The organism is Paraburkholderia dioscoreae, assembly GCF_902459535.1.
Classification (GTDB): Bacteria; Pseudomonadota; Gammaproteobacteria; order Burkholderiales; family Burkholderiaceae; genus Paraburkholderia; species Paraburkholderia dioscoreae.
In genome coordinates, this window is sequence record NZ_LR699553.1 from 2,843,618 (window position 1) to 2,858,581 (window position 14,964).

The 14,964-nt window shown below is 62.7% G+C and carries 16 protein-coding genes; 9 read left to right on the plus strand and 7 right to left on the minus strand.

All coding sequences use genetic code 11. The features are described from left to right. Positions 1 to 5 precede the first annotated feature (5 nt). The 3 genes from PDMSB3_RS12755 to PDMSB3_RS12765 form a co-directional block, all read right to left on the minus strand. Positions 6 to 584, minus strand: a complete 579-nt coding sequence (locus PDMSB3_RS12755; protein ID WP_165186502.1) for a DUF1788 domain-containing protein — start codon at positions 582 to 584, stop codon at positions 6 to 8. Continuing rightward, positions 581 to 1,171, minus strand: coding sequence for a DUF1819 family protein (locus PDMSB3_RS12760; protein WP_232064192.1), 591 nt, complete (start codon positions 1,169 to 1,171; stop codon positions 581 to 583). Before PDMSB3_RS12760 ends, PDMSB3_RS12755 begins: the two co-directional genes overlap by 4 nt. Positions 1,172 to 1,786: 615 nt before the next feature. After that, positions 1,787 to 2,038: a hypothetical protein gene (locus tag PDMSB3_RS12765; RefSeq protein ID WP_165186507.1), complete on the minus strand. Its 252-nt coding sequence runs from the start codon at positions 2,036 to 2,038 to the stop codon at positions 1,787 to 1,789. 404 nt (positions 2,039 to 2,442) lie between these two features. Between PDMSB3_RS12765 and PDMSB3_RS12770 the strand changes: the two genes are divergently transcribed. From PDMSB3_RS12770 to PDMSB3_RS12780, 3 genes are read left to right on the plus strand one after another with little or no spacing between them, the layout of a single operon-like run. After that, the gene (locus PDMSB3_RS12770) at positions 2,443 to 3,333 is read left to right on the plus strand and encodes a hypothetical protein (RefSeq protein ID WP_165186509.1); all 891 of its coding nucleotides are present in this window, start codon (positions 2,443 to 2,445) and stop codon (positions 3,331 to 3,333) included. Next, the gene (locus PDMSB3_RS12775) at positions 3,326 to 4,333 is read left to right on the plus strand and encodes a helix-turn-helix transcriptional regulator (protein ID WP_165186512.1); all 1,008 of its coding nucleotides are present in this window, start codon (positions 3,326 to 3,328) and stop codon (positions 4,331 to 4,333) included. Before PDMSB3_RS12770 ends, PDMSB3_RS12775 begins: the two co-directional genes overlap by 8 nt. Beyond that, the gene (locus tag PDMSB3_RS12780) at positions 4,330 to 5,151 is read left to right on the plus strand and encodes a hypothetical protein (protein WP_165186514.1); all 822 of its coding nucleotides are present in this window, start codon (positions 4,330 to 4,332) and stop codon (positions 5,149 to 5,151) included. The genes PDMSB3_RS12775 and PDMSB3_RS12780 overlap by 4 nt, the downstream gene beginning before the upstream one ends. A 45-nt stretch (positions 5,152 to 5,196) precedes the next feature. Here the strand turns inward: PDMSB3_RS12780 and PDMSB3_RS12785 are convergent, their stop codons facing one another. Continuing rightward, complete coding sequence (locus PDMSB3_RS12785; RefSeq protein WP_165186516.1) at positions 5,197 to 5,523, minus strand: cyclic-phosphate processing receiver domain-containing protein; 327 nt, start codon at positions 5,521 to 5,523, stop codon at positions 5,197 to 5,199. Between the two features lie 198 nt (positions 5,524 to 5,721). Here PDMSB3_RS12785 and PDMSB3_RS12790 point away from each other — a divergent pair, with 198 nt between their 5' ends. The 6 genes from PDMSB3_RS12790 to PDMSB3_RS12815 all read left to right on the plus strand — a co-directional run bounded on the left by PDMSB3_RS12790 (position 5,722) and on the right by PDMSB3_RS12815 (position 10,704). After that, positions 5,722 to 6,594, plus strand: a complete 873-nt coding sequence (locus tag PDMSB3_RS12790; protein WP_165186519.1) for an ankyrin repeat domain-containing protein — start codon at positions 5,722 to 5,724, stop codon at positions 6,592 to 6,594. Positions 6,595 to 6,882: 288 nt separating this feature from the next. Next, complete coding sequence (locus PDMSB3_RS12795; RefSeq protein WP_165186521.1) at positions 6,883 to 7,755, plus strand: abortive infection family protein; 873 nt, start codon at positions 6,883 to 6,885, stop codon at positions 7,753 to 7,755. A gap of 173 nt (positions 7,756 to 7,928) precedes the next feature. After that, positions 7,929 to 8,849, plus strand: a complete 921-nt coding sequence (locus tag PDMSB3_RS12800; protein ID WP_165186523.1) for a hypothetical protein — start codon at positions 7,929 to 7,931, stop codon at positions 8,847 to 8,849. A gap of 100 nt (positions 8,850 to 8,949) precedes the next feature. Continuing rightward, complete coding sequence (locus PDMSB3_RS12805) at positions 8,950 to 9,555, plus strand: hypothetical protein (protein WP_165186526.1); 606 nt, start codon at positions 8,950 to 8,952, stop codon at positions 9,553 to 9,555. Positions 9,556 to 9,622: 67 nt separating this feature from the next. Beyond that, positions 9,623 to 10,033, plus strand: a complete 411-nt coding sequence (locus tag PDMSB3_RS12810; RefSeq protein WP_165186528.1) for a hypothetical protein — start codon at positions 9,623 to 9,625, stop codon at positions 10,031 to 10,033. Then, complete coding sequence (locus PDMSB3_RS12815) at positions 10,030 to 10,704, plus strand: hypothetical protein (protein WP_165186531.1); 675 nt, start codon at positions 10,030 to 10,032, stop codon at positions 10,702 to 10,704. The genes PDMSB3_RS12810 and PDMSB3_RS12815 overlap by 4 nt, the downstream gene beginning before the upstream one ends. 326 nt (positions 10,705 to 11,030) lie before the next feature. Here the strand turns inward: PDMSB3_RS12815 and PDMSB3_RS12820 are convergent, their stop codons facing one another. Genes PDMSB3_RS12820 through PDMSB3_RS12830 form a run of 3 tightly spaced genes read right to left on the minus strand, consistent with a single transcriptional unit; the run spans position 11,031 to position 14,411 of the window. Beyond that, positions 11,031 to 11,927 (minus strand): ParB/RepB/Spo0J family partition protein, encoded by an 897-nt coding sequence (locus tag PDMSB3_RS12820; protein WP_165186533.1) that lies wholly within the window; start codon positions 11,925 to 11,927, stop codon positions 11,031 to 11,033. After that, complete coding sequence (locus PDMSB3_RS12825) at positions 11,924 to 12,844, minus strand: ParB/RepB/Spo0J family partition protein (RefSeq protein ID WP_165186536.1); 921 nt, start codon at positions 12,842 to 12,844, stop codon at positions 11,924 to 11,926. The genes PDMSB3_RS12820 and PDMSB3_RS12825 overlap by 4 nt, the downstream gene beginning before the upstream one ends. Then, positions 12,837 to 14,411 (minus strand): recombinase family protein, encoded by a 1,575-nt coding sequence (locus PDMSB3_RS12830; RefSeq protein WP_165187476.1) that lies wholly within the window; start codon positions 14,409 to 14,411, stop codon positions 12,837 to 12,839. Before PDMSB3_RS12830 ends, PDMSB3_RS12825 begins: the two co-directional genes overlap by 8 nt. Positions 14,412 to 14,964 lie beyond the last annotated feature (553 nt).

Here is a 14,964-nt window from a genome sequence, read left to right on the forward strand (position 1 = left end):
AAGCGTTAGGGCACCAGGCTGAACGCCCGGTAATAGTTGTCGTCGACCAGCGCGTTGAACAGGCGCAGTGACTGCCCGTCGTATCGCCCCGGGTAAAGCATGAGAAGCGGTGTGTCCTGCATGTGCGGGTGCAGCGCGGAGAGCAGTGTGTGGGTGCGCAGCAGCGGATAAACGGCGCCCACGCCCTTCACGATCAGCAGGTCGAGCTCGTCGGCGCGCGTCTTCTCGACGATCCGCGCGGCCAACCGATCCTCTTTGAGGACTGAGCGCAAGGAGGCGAGCAGCGCGTCGTCCCCTTTGGCGCGCTGCATCTCCAACGCCTTGGCCAACAGGCCGCGATCTTCGAGCAAGCCAATCACGCACTCAAAGAGGTCGACCGTCGCAAAGCGAAGCTGCGGCTTCTGCTTGCGCACGCCCGGCTCGATCACCTCCGCAAGCCAACCGCGCACCTTCATTTCGTGCTCGGGTGGATAGTCGAAAACCCAGAAGCCGATCTCGCCGCCCGCGCCCTTGTTGTCGAGGACGTCCGGCGACAGCAGCCGCGGCAACACTTGATTGAGGCGTTCGTCGAACGAGGCGCTCATGCTTGGGTCTCCAATCGCGCGAGGGTCTCGGCGTCGCCGAGGCTTCTGAGGTAAGCCTGCGCCTTCGGATGAACCAAGGGCGGCGTCAGTTCCATCCGCCGGGTCGAGTCGAGGTATTTGGCTTCAAAGAGAATGCGGACGATCACCTGAAAGAGCTTTTCGCGGGTCGACGCGGCCCATGCGGCGACCGCCTCGTCGCGATGCGCGCACTCTTCGAGGAAACCGTCCCATTGGCGGTGGCTCAGGTTCTTCTCGAGCCGGAGCAAGTCCGCCCGATAGACGTCCCGCATGAAGTCGCTCAGCAGTTGGCTGTGGCGCGCGGCGGCCGACAAGAGAATTTGCCGGCACAGCTCGGCGTCGCCTTCGACGACCAGCTGCAAGCCCGTGTCGTCCAGGGTGTCGAGCCGCCTTCGGATCAGCCGCGCCTGGCGCCGCGCCGTGGCGGGCTTCTTCTGCAAGAGGTTTTCGTCGCTCAGGGCGGCGTCCCATTGCGCGTCGGTGGGGTGGGAGAGCAAGAGGGCCGCGATGCGGCGGCTCTCCGGGATCATGAGCGAGCCCGCTGAAATTTCCGCGTTGTATAAGCCCACGCCCCGCCCTCCGACATTCGTTCCAGCGCCCCCCGAAGCTCGGCGCGCCGGCTCGTTGGCGCCGAAAACCCCCGCTTGGATCACACCCGTCATCCTTGTCCCGCTGGTAGTTAACGCACGACTGGCCCGCTCTGCACCGCCGCCTGCGTCGGCGGTCCGGCAGAGCGGCCCAAAAGCCGTGATTATCGCGCACTTTGTCGCCAGGAAAGCGCCTGAGCGGCCCCGCCCACGCGAGCGGGCGCGCCGCGCCGGGCAAAATCGGCGCGCAAAGCATTCGCCGCCGCTCAGGCGGCGTTCAAAAGGGGGGTCCAAGACTGCTTCGGTCAATGGCAAGTGGGCTCCCGTCGGGCGTTTTTTCATGGTTGGCGCCATGGGCCGTCAAGAGCACCCTCCCTTTCCCATCCGGTCGCTTCAACGCCGGTTCTGCAGGCGTCACTGCGGCCGCAAAAAAACGGCCGGCAGGTTGCCCCGCCGACCGCCGAACACACGCCGAAGATCGAGGTCTTCAGCCGCACAGGCGCGTCAGCGCCCGATTCTTTGCGCCGCCCTCGCCGCCCCGTCGCCGGCCCGCGATGAATGGCGGCACGATCCCGATCGGGCGCGAAGGGCGAGGACTCAGTTCTGGACGCAGTAGTTGCCGTCGGAGTGATAGCCCGACGGGCAGGACCCGCTCTTGGGCACGACGTTTTTCGGGGTCACGCTGTTGGCCAGGCAATAGTTGCCGTCGCTGTGCCAACCGGACGGGCACGAGCCATTTTTCGGGATCGCGGGTTTGGCGTTGGCGTTCGGGACGCACATGTTGCCGTCCGAGCGGTAGCCGGAGGGGCAAGAGCCGTTCTTCGGAATCGGCATGGCCTGCATTGTCATTGAGTGGTCCCTTCGTTGTTCAGCGTTAAAGGCGACGCCGTGGCGCCGTCCTGCATGGATGGTTTACGGCTTCTCACCCTCTGTTCCTGAGGATGTTTTGCCTGAGCCGTTTCTCGGGTGGTCTCCGCGCGACGTCCAACGTGCGAGGTGCTCGAAGCTTACCGTCCGAGAGCCGGCTGGCGCCATCCCGTTTGGCGTCGGCGCGACACGCTATGTCGCGCAAACGACCCCTGTGGCCGTGGCGAGAGACCCTCTTCATGGCGCTGATCGCGCCAGCGCGCGACATCGTCTGTCGCGCCTCCATGGCACACTGCCCGCATCCGTTGGGAAAGGGCCATCGATCGGGGCGGCCCTTGACCCAAAACGCATGCGAGCACCGAAGCGCAATTCAAGAAAAAGACCCAATGAACAACGACAAAGCCGAAGCGGCGCCCCCGAGGGACGGCGACCGCTTGGACGAAGACCGAGCGGCCTTCGCCGAGATGGCCCAAGCCGCCCTGGCGGCTGAGGGCGGCCCAAAGAGACCCTCCGCGTGGTCGCCTGCGTTCTGCGCCGCGCGCTGCCCCGACCAGTGGGTCGGGACCGTCCGGTTTGCCGACTCGCGCCTGCGCTACGCGCCGAACGGCGCTGAGCCTTCGAACGACTTCTCGTGTCGCCGGCCGACGAGCGATCTGAGCGCGAAGGGCCCTCGCCGGCTCTTGATGATCTTGGAAAGCCCGCACGTTCGCGAATTCGGCGCGCCCGCCCGCGCCGCGAAGCTGGGCGAACTCAGCGCCATCGCCTCGGGCAACCTCCGCCCCATCGGGCCCGCAGCGGGGGCGACTGGAGACAACATTCGAGCTCTCCTGGGCGACATCGCTTTGATCGGAGCCGAACAGCTGACCGTGTCCCCGGAGGGCGAAGACCTTGACCTTGTCCTGATCAACGCGATTCAGCATCAAACGTCCTTGGGTCACGCCACGAGCCACTATCGCGACGAGGTGTTCAGGACCGCCTGGGCGTCGGAGCGGATTGGCCGCGAACGGTTCCTGGCCCGATTGGAAAGACTCTGGCGCACCGAGCCGCAAGACCTTGTGGTCAATTGCTGCACGGGCGCGGAGCGCGCGAAGGCGTCCTTGAAGAATCTCGTCTACGACGCGCTGCGAGAGATCGCGGACAAGAATCCACTGCGGCCGCCGCTCGTCGTCGGATGCACCCATCCGAGTTCGTGGCGACGAAACAAAAACAACCGCGTGGCGCGAGTCGTCGCGCTCACGCCGGGCGCGAATGGGCCGAAGGGAGGCGCGCATGTCTGACGCGCTGCTGAGGCAATGGAACGTGTTGCGCATGATCCCAAGGGGCGGCAAGATCACGGCGACTGAAATCCACGCCAAGCTGCGCGCCGCGGGATACGACGTGTCGAAGCGAACGGTGGAGCGCGATCTTTCGGCGCTCTCCGTGGCGTTCGCCATCGAGTCCGACGAGCGCAACACGCCCTACGGCTGGAGATGGAAAGGCGACATGCCGCCCTTGGACTTTCGCGGATTGACGACGCCCGAGGCGCTCGCCTTCCGTTTGCTCGACGAGCATTCGCGGCATTTGTTGCCGTCGGGGTATCGCCAAGAGCTCGAACCGTATTTCAAGGCGGCCAGGCAGCGCCTCGAATCCGAGGCGGGCGAAAAAGGCGCCGCCGCCTGGACGCGAGCCGTGCGCGTCGTCGAGCCCAATCAACCGCTGTTGGCCCCGCCCATCGACGAATCAGTTCGCGCCGCGATCAGCGACGCGTTGATGCTCAGCCGTCAGCTCGAAGTCGTCTACCAGGCTCTCGACCGGCCGGCCTCGACGGCGAAGGCGCTCAGTCCTCTGGGTCTGGTCGGCGTCGGCGGGATCATGTATCTGGTCGTTGTGTTCGACGGCTTCGACGACGTTCGAACGCTCGCCCTGCACCGGATTCGCCAGGCCAAGCTGTTGCCCGAACCGGCGTCAAAGCCCGAGGGCTTCGACCTGGATGCGGCGATCGCCGATGGCCTCTTTGGGTTCGGCGAGCTCGGGCGGCGCAGCCCGATCCGCCTCCTCTTTCGCGAGCACGCCGGCGCCCATCTGCTCGAAAGCCCACTGTCCGACGATCAAGTCGCAACGCCCCACGGCCCCGGAGAGGTGGTGATTGAAGCCTCCGTGCCGCTGACTCGCCGGCTGAGGTGGTGGCTGTCCAATTTTGGACCCGACGTGGAAGTGCTCGGCCCGCCCGAGCTGCGCCAGGAAATGGCCGAGCGGCTGCGCAAAGCGGCCCAGCGATACGACGGGCCAACGCAATGAGCGCCCCAACCCTCGCAATGGCGGCGAACACGGATGCCCTGGCCACGCCGACCGCCGGCGCGGCCCCGCGGGACACATCCTCGGCGACCGACGGCGGTCGCCCGTTCTTCGTTCAGATCGTCGACGCGCTCGGCCTTTGGGGGTCGGGGAACGAGCTGCCCGACTTCGGTAGCCGGGTCGCCTGGCGGGTGAGCGCCGACGCGGACGCGACACCGGACTCGACGCCGGACGCAACGCCCGATTTCGTGATCCGGGTGGCGACCGACCTCGAGCCTCTCGCGGGCCGTCGAGGCCGGCCCGCCGGGGTCTCGGTGCTTGTCGATTCGGTCGTTCCGATTGGCGCGCGGGGCTGCGGACCGATCCTCGCGTGCCCACACGACGAGGTTCGAAGCGCGGTCGAGACCCTCGCGCAAGCGGTCTTTCGCGTCGCGCTCGCCGACCAAGTCGTCCTTTACGAGTGGAGCGAGATCGAAGAGTTGTTGCGCGGGGATTGCCTCGTGCTCGTGCGCTCGCTGCCCGCCGCCTCGCCTGACGCGTTCGCGGCGGCCGCGATTGGCGCCGTTGCCTACTTCCAGGGCCGAACCCGGATCGAGCCCGAAGGTTTGTTGTTGGGCCTCGCGGCGCCCGGGACTCTGCCCTTGGTCCAGCGGCGCGATTTCACGCGGCCCCTGCTCGCCTTGGCCGGCCACCACTGCGCCTTTCTCGCTGGGGTTCACACGCATCGCGGGCAGCCGCCCGAAGCGGCGCTCCTGCTGACCTTCCCGATGCCGCGATTGCCAGGCGAGGACGTGCGCGCCCAACGCGCGAGGCGTCCGTGAGCCTTCACGCGAACACGGCGCGCAGCGCGAAGCGGGCCGAGGCCGTCACGCGTCGCCCGCGTTGGCGCCGCGCACGTCCAGGTAGCGGTCCAGCAGCGCCCGGAGGTTCGCGGCGCCCACGGGATTGGCGCTGTGCACCCAAAACCGGAACGCGGGCGGAATGAAGGCGCCGTTCGCGTCCAAGTCCAAATCGATCAGTCGCTTGGCCACGGCCATCGCGGTGTCGTCGCCGCCCAGATCGTGGTCGAACGAAATCTCGTCGGGGCAGCCGCGTCCGAGCAACAGGGTAATGGCCTCCGCCGAGCTGCGCGCAATCGTCCACGCGGGATCGACGGGGTCGCGCAAGTCGTCAATGAACAGGCGATAGCCCATGGGAGACTCCTCCGTTGAAGGGTTGCGAAAGAAGCGCGCAAAAAGCAAAGGCCAAGGTCCGCATCCGAATCCGAGCCGATCGCGCCGCTACGCTACACTAGCCTGGCTCTGCGGCAGCCGGCGTCGCATGCGGCGCAAACAATCCGCGGGCGTTGAGAATCGAGGCGCCCGCCCAAAAACTTTTCCAACTCCATCGCCATGCGCAACACGCAACTGAGAACAAAAGTCGGCGCCGAATTGCAGGCCGCCGCATCCGTGGACACGGCGGTCATCGAGGCGTTGCCGGAAGAGAGTCGGGAGCAGGCGCGGGCAACGCTCGCCAAGATCCGCGAGAAGCAACAGGCGACGCGCAACGACGAGCCCCCGCCGACCATCTTTGCGGCCGCGTCGCTGGCGGACCCGCTGTTGCTCAGCGAGCTGGTTCGCCATTTCGATCCGCGCCTCGCGGACAGCGACGGCTGGACGCCGTTGATGGCGGCGGCCCGTGCCACCCTGTTGGCGCGCGAGGACGCCCCTGCGGAGGCGTCGCCGAGCGTGCAGTGCTTGAAAATCTTGTTGCCGTTGTCTGACCCGATGGCCGAATCGTCTTCGGGGAGAACCGCGCTGATGTTCGCAGGATCCGCTCACGCCGCGAACCTCTTGTTGCCCGTCAGCGATCCGAAGGCGCGCGACGAGCGCCGCCGAACCGCCTTGATGCACGCGGTCCTCGACAATCGGCCGGCCGTCGCGGCTGCCCTCCTCGCGGTCAGCAACGTCGACGCCGAGAGCGACGAGGGCGCCACCGCGTTGGACTACGCCTTGGGCTTCGGCCACCGCCGCGCCGGAGTGAAGCTCGCCGAGCTCTTGGCGCCGTTGGCGACGAGCGGAATCGACCAATCGCTTGAGCTCGCGGTGGCGGCCACAACGTCGAAAGCCGCGGAGGACGCTGCGGCCCGCAACTCCTGGCGGCCCGTTGTCGACGAACTGGCCTCGCGCGCGAGCGCCGGCGCCGCGAAAGCGGCTCTCGCCAAGTTCCGCGCGCTCGACTTCCCGAAAACTTCGTCAGTTTTGGCGAAACGGTCGAACAACTGAAGCTCGGGGGCGATTAGCACTCCCATGGGGGCGACCGGCTACAACCCGAGCGGTTCTCGCGAACCGCACTTCACCCCGCCGCACCCGATTCGTTCAATGCCGACGAACGAGTGCCCTAGCCTCCGGGATCGCCGCACGCCCCTTTCAAGCAAATCCCCTCATCCGAATCCTGCGCGCCGGCGCCCCCCATGAGCACGCTAAACGGTGGGCTAAAATCGCACGGCGGCCGGCGCCCCAACGACGGCCGAGGACGTCCAACAACAACGTTGTGAAAACACAGAGGCGCCGATGAAGCTCGCGCAATACACCATCAACAAATTGGCCGATCTCGTTTGCGGCGGAGGCAACGGATGGCCTTATCGACGCGGCGTCGACCTGGTTGAGTTTTTCAATGGTTACGGGTTTCGAGACGTCTACGAGTCTGGTTTTCCCAGCCGCGTCGTATTTGCGAAGGAGCGTCTCACCGAACTCGCGTCCAAGCCCGAGATGGCGCAATTGATCTGCGATCTAATCGACCCAAGGCTCTGGTATGACTTGCAGCAAGCTGTCGTCGTTAGCAACGAGGACAGCGCCGCGAAGCTCAACGAACTGCTTGCCTTTGACAACTACGAGGTCGTCAAAGAAGGCTCTCGCTACAAGCTGCGCGATCTGACGGGAGCTTTGATCGCTCCGGAGGCGATCCCCGAGACGCTGCCCGAAGCGTCGGCCGCATCGATCGAAACGCAGATCAAAAAGTGCCGCACAAAAATCGAGGTCGGCGATTACGACGGCGCCATCACGAACGCACGGGCGCTCATCGAACATCTGTTGCTCGCAATTGAGACGGAGCTTTCCGTCGATCTGCCACCGGCGTTCGATGGCGATTTGGGCCGACTCTTCAACCGCGTTCGCGTCCTACTGAATCTGGACACCAGCCGCAAAGACATATCCGACACCCTGCGCCAGGTTCTCACGGGACTTACGTCGATCGTGCAGGGATTAAGCGCGATGCGCAACAAAATGTCTGACAGCCACGGAACGACTTACAAGCCCGCTCGGCACCACGCGAAGCTCGCGGTCAATTGCGCAATGACGCTCGCCGACTTTCTCTTCGAGACGAAGGCCTATCAAGAAGAGAAAGGGTTGCTTGGTAAGCAGAGAACGGCTGCAGAAAAGCACTGAGCCCCCCGTCCCCGCCCTCTCGCGGCGTCACTTTGGAAACGGGGGGTGACCGCTAGAATAACTTGGACACGAAGGCCGCAGTCTGGCGGTTTTGCTCGAAAACGCCTGGCAGCTGGCGCGTGCAACTCACCAATCTGGGCGCGATTTATCGAGACCGAAGGAAGACCCTAACAATGATCACGATCAACGGTGAAAAAGAACTTGTCCGCGTCGAAGACTGGGCCGACATTGAAAGCCGCCCAGATTATGACCGCAATCTCGACCCGTCGGCTCACGAGCTTCAGGCAATCATCGGCAACTATGTCTTTGCCGACAAGATCCGCTGCGGTCTTTCCAACTGCCACACGCCGCACGGGCGGGGCTACCTGGTCGCGACCAAAGACGGCCGGCTCACGAACATCGGCAAAGACTGCGGGCGCATTTATTTCGGCGTCGACTTCGAGACGATGTCTCGCCAGTTCGATCGAGACATTACCGCGAAGGAAAACCGCGAGCGGCTTTGGAGCTTCTCGTTTCGCATTGACAACGTGCTGGCCGAGATCCAGCAGATCCGTCGGGGCGAGAACGGCGCGAGGGGGGCCGACTGGGTTCACAAGCGCTCGCGCGCACTCGTCCAATTGAATCAGGGTGTCCCGGAGCTTATCGTGCGTCGAGTGTCGGAGATGCTCAGAACCGGATCGGACGCCGTGGCGACGCAACGGGAAGCGACAAAAGAGGAAGCCGAGCGCGCCGACGCCTTGGCGGGCCGCCGGCTGCCTCGCCCACACTATGTGGAAGAGATCGTCGGCCGCGTGTCGAGCCTCGAAGCGTTGCAACCGCAGAACGATCTGCGCGAAATCTTGATTGTCGACTTGGAGACGCGCATCAAGGAGTTTTCGGCCCTAAACGTTGATGCTTTGACGCACGTCGAACTGAGCCGATGGACCAAGTGGACAGGTGCCGTCGATCTGCAACTCGAAAGAGCCGCCGCTGCGGTCGACTTGGGTTGCCATCTGCTGACCGCAACCAACCTGATGCCCTTCGAGTCGATCCTAGCCAACGCCCAAGACATATCGATTTTTCGCGCCTATTTGCGCTGCCTGTCTGAGGCGTAGCGCGGTCAACCTCAAGATCGAACCACCGCTCGCCTCGGCGCCGCCCATGCGTTGTTCAACCTTAGCGCTTTCTTGATCGAAAGCGCCCGTGCCTATGGCCATGAACGAATTTGAAGCGAACCTTGCGCGCTTTCGTGCGCAATTCGACGCTCCGGAAAGCGCCGATGCCCGAACTCTCCTGAACCGATACAGCTATCTGCCAGAACTTACCGCCAAGTTGGATAATCGCGCGAAGGGGACTGGCGTTGGCCGTTTGGAGCTCTACGAGATGGTCTTGTGGAAACTGTCCCGATTCCCCCATATCGACGACGAACTGCTCGCGCGAATTGGCGAGGTCGATTCGATCGAGCCAGGGAAGCATCGCGACGCAAAATGCCTCCTCGCCGAGCTGCTGCGCTGCAAAGGCGTTCGCCTCCCCGTTGCATCGACTTTGCTTCGCTTCGCGAACCCGGAGACGTTCCAGGTCATTGATGAGCGCGCTTTGCGCGTGTTGCTGCCCAACGACCGGGTGCCGGCGCCTGTTCCTGGGTCGCGGTCTAAGGCTTACCTGGTGCGATGCTGCGAGCTGTATTTTCGCTATCTCGACGAGCTGCGGACAATTTGCAGCGAGGCTCTCCCCTTCCGCTTGGCCGACCGCGCGCTCTATCAGCTCGACAAAGAGCTCGGCAATAAAATCGGGAAACGAGCGAGCGACGAAGGCGAGTGAATCGGGACCGAGGGATCCCGAGCGCCAGATTTGGCCATTTGCAACATAACACCAATAGGATTCGCCAATGTCTTTGCTGTCTCATCTTTTGACGGGCTCGGGGAAGGAAGAGCTCTACGCCACCACCGCTCTGAACTACTTGCTCGGCCACAACCCGCAGTTTCGCGAGGCGCTCGTCGCGAATTGGGCTCAGCAGGCACAAATCGACTTGCCCCCCGCGCTGACCTTTCGATCGGAAGTTCAAGCTGGCGAAGGGTGGTGCGACATCGCGGGCATCGACGCCGTGGGACAGGTCCACGTTCTCATCGAAGGAAAGTTTTGGGCCGCACTCACGGACAATCAGCCCGGATCGTATCTTGAGGTATTGGCCAATGGCGGGGGCGGCCTGCTCATGTTCGTTGCGCCCGCGATCCGGACAGACACGATTTGGCCAGAAATTTTGCGGCGCGCCCAAGGTTCAGGACATGAAGCACAGTGAGCCCCACGGTGTTGCCGCATTTGCGTTTCGCAACGCTAAAAAGCGGCCACACTCTAGCGCTGACATCTTGGGGCGCGGTGCTTAATTTCCTTGAAGGCGAAGGCATCAAGGCGACCGACGCGGCCTTTGTATCCGACGTCAGGCAACTCGAGGCGCTTTGCGCGCGAATGGACGTTTCCGGCTTCTTGCCGTTGACGGCGACCGAAATGACCTGCGCGGTCGGGCGTCGCTACGCGCAATTGCGTCTCTTGCTCGACGACTTGCAGCAACGCCTCTTTGCCGCCGGCGTGGCGACAAAGAACCCGGGGACAATCAAGTCCACGGAATGGTGGCCCCTGCTCTTGTCAGACGCGCGCGCGTATTTGAGATTTTGGATTCAAGGATGGTCAACCCATCGCGAGACGCCATGTTGGCTTGCAATCCCACGATCGGGCGAACGTCTGCTCAATGCCGATCAGTTCGCAAGGATCGAGCGGCTGGATCATGAGCATCCATCCCGCCTAATCAAAGAGTCCGATTACTGGCTCGTGCCGCTCTACCCCAAGTTGGGGGTCGAGCGGCACGACGTGCTGTTGGACATGCTCGAACAAGTTCGCGGCGTCGCCGACCTCATTGCACAAGACGCCACGCCGTTGGGTAGTCCCTCGCCACCGTCGCAAACGGCAAGTTGACGCGGACGGGTCAGCCCAAAAGCACCAGAGAATCCCAGATCTCCCTGCGAACCTCGAAAGTGCCGCTCGTCAATCCGCGGCGCCTCGTCGTTGGCGTGTTGGTTGCGCCGCTTGCCTTGCTCCTCCCGCTCCAGCCGCGGCGCTTTCTGCCTGACCAACGGCATTGCTATTCGCGCTCACTTTTGCCTCTCATATGCGAGTTACCACCCCACGGCTTCACCCAACGCTGCTGAGCCAATGCTGCCATGCGTCGGAGCCCACCGTGAAACTGGGGAACCAGATGGGAACCTCCGGTCCTGGCCATCGCGTGATGGTCGCGGTCGGCGTCATTCGCGTTCCGGTGTTCGGTTGTCCGCCGCGATGGCATCTAAGGTTGTCACGAGGCTCGCCAACAAGTCCTCGTGATGACGCCGGAGATGCCCGCGGATGTTCTCGTTCCTCAGAAGCCGATTCATGAATCCCTTGGCGACCACGAGCGAGAGCATCGTGTCGCCGATTCCGTCCTCGACCGCCTGGCAATCTTGGTGCAGGCGCTCCATTTCAGCCTCCATGCGCGCGATGTCTTCTGGCGAAATGTCGGTCTTCTTCTTGGGCTGCGCCTTGGCAGTCAACGCTTCCGGTCGCGTCGTGATCAAGAGCATTTCCGCGTAAGACGCGGTGAATCTGTTGGCCGCAACCATCATCTCCGCCGCCTCGATTTGCCGCATGGGCTTCATCTTCTTTAAGGCTGCAAACACTTTGGGAATAGCCTGCTTGTCTTTGAGAAGGGATACCGCTTCGGGCGCCACTCCGTCCAACAGATGAATTCTTTCGCGAATCCTTCGCACGTCCATTTTGAGGACCGTCGCGATGCGCTCTTCGGACGCCCCCTGCGCCAGGCTAGCTCGAATCATTCGATGCTCTTGGACAACGGTGATCCGGTTAATGTGGCGGTTGAAAGAGAACCCCTCGTCGTCCAGAGAGACCATGCACGGGGCCGTTTCTCGCCCCAACTCTTTGAGCGCTTCAAGCCGCAAGCGTCCGTCCAACAGGTCATATTCTCCCGGTCGCCCTTCCACTGGGTAAACCGCCAACGGCTCTATGACACCAAGCTCTCGGATCGAGCTGACGATGGTGCGAAATTTCGGGGTCGCCAAGACTTGCGGCAGTAGTGGCGCGCTAGGGCGTATCCGTTCCAATGGAACCTCGATGATCCGCAGATCGAACGCATGCTTGACGGTCATGGCAAAAGCTCCTGTGGGATGCGGCTGGCCACCGCCTCGGGAATGTCTTTGATTCCCTCGGCGCGAAGCAACGTCCGAAAATGCTCATCAGACAAGAACCGCCGAAACGCGGACGTGATCAGCAGAAGACGTTGCTCCTGAAGCGTGGCATTCTGAATGACGAATTTTTGCCTGCGCACCTCGGTCTGGTAGGTGCGAAGCAGCTTTTGCGGGGTCGGCTTCTCTCGCGGCGCTGGCTTCTTTGAATGAAACGCTTTCCCGACCGCCTCGCGCTTGCTGAGGAGCTTGCGCACTCTCATCAACTCCTCGCCTTTGAGCGTGCCATTCTCGTATGCCGCGACCATTGCATCCTGCATCTCCCCCGTCGAGGATCGAGCGATGTCCAACGCAAGCCACATCGGCACCATTCGCTTCTCAACGGCTCTCACAAGACGCTGCTCGCCGTTTTCCAGCAGGTTCAATATGCCGTTGATGTAGCCCGAATCGAGGTTCGTCTTCGTCGAAATTTGCTCGGCCGTGTATCCACGAGCCTTCAGTATTTGGATGCCGCTGAGCAACTCTTCGGTTGTGTGCCGTCGCCGAGCGATATTTTCAGTCAGCGTGATGAGGTAGCGCTCGACTTGATCCGCCTCGACGACGCAGCATGGAATGACGGTTTCGCCCAACGCCTTTAAAGCTTCCAGGCGCCCTTGGCCGCAAAGCACCTCATGCCACTCCTCGCCCGACTCGGCGCGCCCGCCATACGCGACCGTGATGGGCCGTTTGAGCCCGATCGTCGCGATGTTCTCGACAAGCTGCGCGAAAAACAGGCTGTTGCGGGTCCGAGGGTTCAGGACTCGGAGTTGCGTGGCCGGAATCAGCGTGATCTTTTCCGCTCTGGGCAGCGTCGCCAAGAATCCTTTGAACTTGTCATCCATAAGACACTCCTCGGAGAGGAACCCTGCGACTAAGGTGGACCAGCATGGACAAATCGTCGAAGCGATACACGTCGAATCCGTGTTCGTTGTGGTCACCCAGACGCAACTGGTCCGCATAGACATCAACCGCCGGAAGCAAGTAGTAGTCGCGAATGGCCTGCGCGTCCGGCTCCATGCGCACGGCCACGGTGATGTCCGGTTTCATGGCGTTGTCAAAGCGAACGATCCAGCGGTTGGCGCCTGCCTCGGTCGCTCGGCACCGGCACAGCGCGAGGGACACCCGGAATTCGCTGTTCACAGAAATCAACTCCGTGCCCGGATCGGTTTCGACCGATGCCCCAGCCGCCACCATCGCGCTTTTTGCCTGCGCGACTATTTCCGGGTGCAGCGCCCGCAGGCGACGGTTGATTTCTATGTAGCGGTAGTCCCGATCAGGGGTGTATCCGATCAGACCATAGCTTCGCAACAAGCTGCCGAACCGGCTGCGGTAAGCGCTGCTGGACGGACCGCCGCCCGCCTCATCGATCAAAATTCCTGAGAGGTATCCATTGCGGAGCAACACTTTGCGCAGCACATCGAGCATGTCGCCGTCGCTCAAGCGATACGAGCGGCCGAGGATGATCTGGCGCGCCGCCTCGAACATCAGCTTGTCGACCACTGGCTCGAACGCGTCGTCCGCGCGAGCCCACGACGCTGGGGGGTTATTCACGCGCTCCTGTTTCAGCTTGAACGAGGTTCGGTTCCAGACGTTGTGGCCGATGTATTTTTCGTTGATCAGAATCTGATGAACGGTTCCTCGTGACCATCGCGAGCCCAAATCTGTCCTCTGCCCTGCGGCGTTGAGCGAAGCGGCGATCTCAGCTTCGGTCCGGCCTTCCTCGACAAACGCGCGGTAAATATCCCTCACCACCACGGTTTCCTCGACCGGCCCCGGAGCCAGAATCACTCGGTCCGTTTGAATGGACTTGTGCTCGCCGCGATCAAGCTCGCCTTTGACTCCGCCAGCTTGGTCGATCAACACTCGGCGCAGCCCGTAACCCGCAGGACCGCCCTGACGGTATCCGCTCTTGATCAATCGAAGCTGGCCGGCATGGACTTTGACACTGAGCTCCCGGCTGTATTCGCCAGCCATGGTCCTTTTCACGCTCTTGATGATGCTTGAAACCGGACTGCCGTCATTTTCGAACTGTTCGGCGCAGTAAAGGACGCGAACGCCAGCCTGTTTGCAGCGAATTTCGTAGCTTGCGCTTTCGTCGGGGTCTTGGAAACGCCCCCAGCGGCTGACGTCGTAGACGAGAATCACTGAAAAATCGACGCCGGCCTCAACGTCGCGAATAAGCGCTTGCAAGGAATCACGCCCCTCGAGCCGGAGCCCGCTCTTTCCTTCGTCCGCATAGGTCCGAACGATTTCAAGGTTTCGCGACTCGGCGAACGCCTGAATCACGTCCTTCTGATTTTCGGTCGAATATTGTTGATGCTCCGTCGACATTCGCACGTAGGCTGCGGCGCGGCCCCGCGATCCATTTGTCCCGGCGGACGAATCTTCGTGCGCTGATCGGCTCACCATGCCTCCCATGGTCGGGCGATCGACCAACGCCGCAGGAGTGCGGCGCTCCACGCCCCGCCTCGGCGCTCGCCTTCACGAAATATACTTTTGGAGCCGCGAAAAATGTTACCGAAAACAGGCAACAAATTGCCGGCGAATCACGCGCTGCCTGTCGGGAGCGAATACCCCCTCGCCATCGCCTTTGCGCTCAAAAAGGATGTGGGCGACACTCGCCAAGCAATCAAAACGCTAACTCGCTGGACAGGGGCGAGCGAGCGGACGGTCCAAAACTGGCTCTCTGCTGTTCGAGGCCCCAGCGGTGCGCACCTGGTTGCCTTGGCGAAACACTCCGCAGCCGTTCATTTCGCTTACCTCGCTCTTAGCGGGCGCTCGGACGCGCAGTCGCGTGATGTCGGCGCGTCAGTGGCACTGCTTCACGAAGCAATCGCACTGTTGGTGGGTCCGCGCTAGCCCGCACGAACACGGAAGACCTAAGGGTCGCGTCCATTACGGGAAACGAAAGGACGCGAGCGGTCGCGAAACGGTCAACAAGCGCCGAGGCTTCAGCCCTTCT

Excerpts from the sequence above, each read along its gene's own strand:
- PDMSB3_RS12825 (WP_165186536.1), bottom strand. The coding sequence starts at position 12,844 with ATGGATGACAAGTTCAAAGGATTCTTGGCGACGCTGCCCAGAGCGGAA.
- PDMSB3_RS12790 (WP_165186519.1), top strand. The coding sequence starts at position 5,722 with ATGCGCAACACGCAACTGAGAACAAAAGTCGGCGCCGAATTGCAGGCC.
- PDMSB3_RS12795 (WP_165186521.1), top strand. The coding sequence starts at position 6,883 with ATGAAGCTCGCGCAATACACCATCAACAAATTGGCCGATCTCGTTTGC.
- PDMSB3_RS12785 (WP_165186516.1), bottom strand. The coding sequence starts at position 5,523 with ATGGGCTATCGCCTGTTCATTGACGACTTGCGCGACCCCGTCGATCCC.
- PDMSB3_RS12775 (WP_165186512.1), top strand. The coding sequence starts at position 3,326 with ATGTCTGACGCGCTGCTGAGGCAATGGAACGTGTTGCGCATGATCCCA.
- PDMSB3_RS12770 (WP_165186509.1), top strand. The coding sequence starts at position 2,443 with ATGAACAACGACAAAGCCGAAGCGGCGCCCCCGAGGGACGGCGACCGC.
- PDMSB3_RS12820 (WP_165186533.1), bottom strand. The coding sequence starts at position 11,927 with ATGACCGTCAAGCATGCGTTCGATCTGCGGATCATCGAGGTTCCATTG.
- PDMSB3_RS12755 (WP_165186502.1), bottom strand. The coding sequence starts at position 584 with ATGAGCGCCTCGTTCGACGAACGCCTCAATCAAGTGTTGCCGCGGCTG.
- PDMSB3_RS12780 (WP_165186514.1), top strand. The coding sequence starts at position 4,330 with ATGAGCGCCCCAACCCTCGCAATGGCGGCGAACACGGATGCCCTGGCC.
- PDMSB3_RS12765 (WP_165186507.1), bottom strand. The coding sequence starts at position 2,038 with ATGACAATGCAGGCCATGCCGATTCCGAAGAACGGCTCTTGCCCCTCC.
- PDMSB3_RS12830 (WP_165187476.1), bottom strand. The coding sequence starts at position 14,411 with ATGGTGAGCCGATCAGCGCACGAAGATTCGTCCGCCGGGACAAATGGA.
- PDMSB3_RS12805 (WP_165186526.1), top strand. The coding sequence starts at position 8,950 with ATGAACGAATTTGAAGCGAACCTTGCGCGCTTTCGTGCGCAATTCGAC.
- PDMSB3_RS12800 (WP_165186523.1), top strand. The coding sequence starts at position 7,929 with ATGATCACGATCAACGGTGAAAAAGAACTTGTCCGCGTCGAAGACTGG.
- PDMSB3_RS12810 (WP_165186528.1), top strand. The coding sequence starts at position 9,623 with ATGTCTTTGCTGTCTCATCTTTTGACGGGCTCGGGGAAGGAAGAGCTC.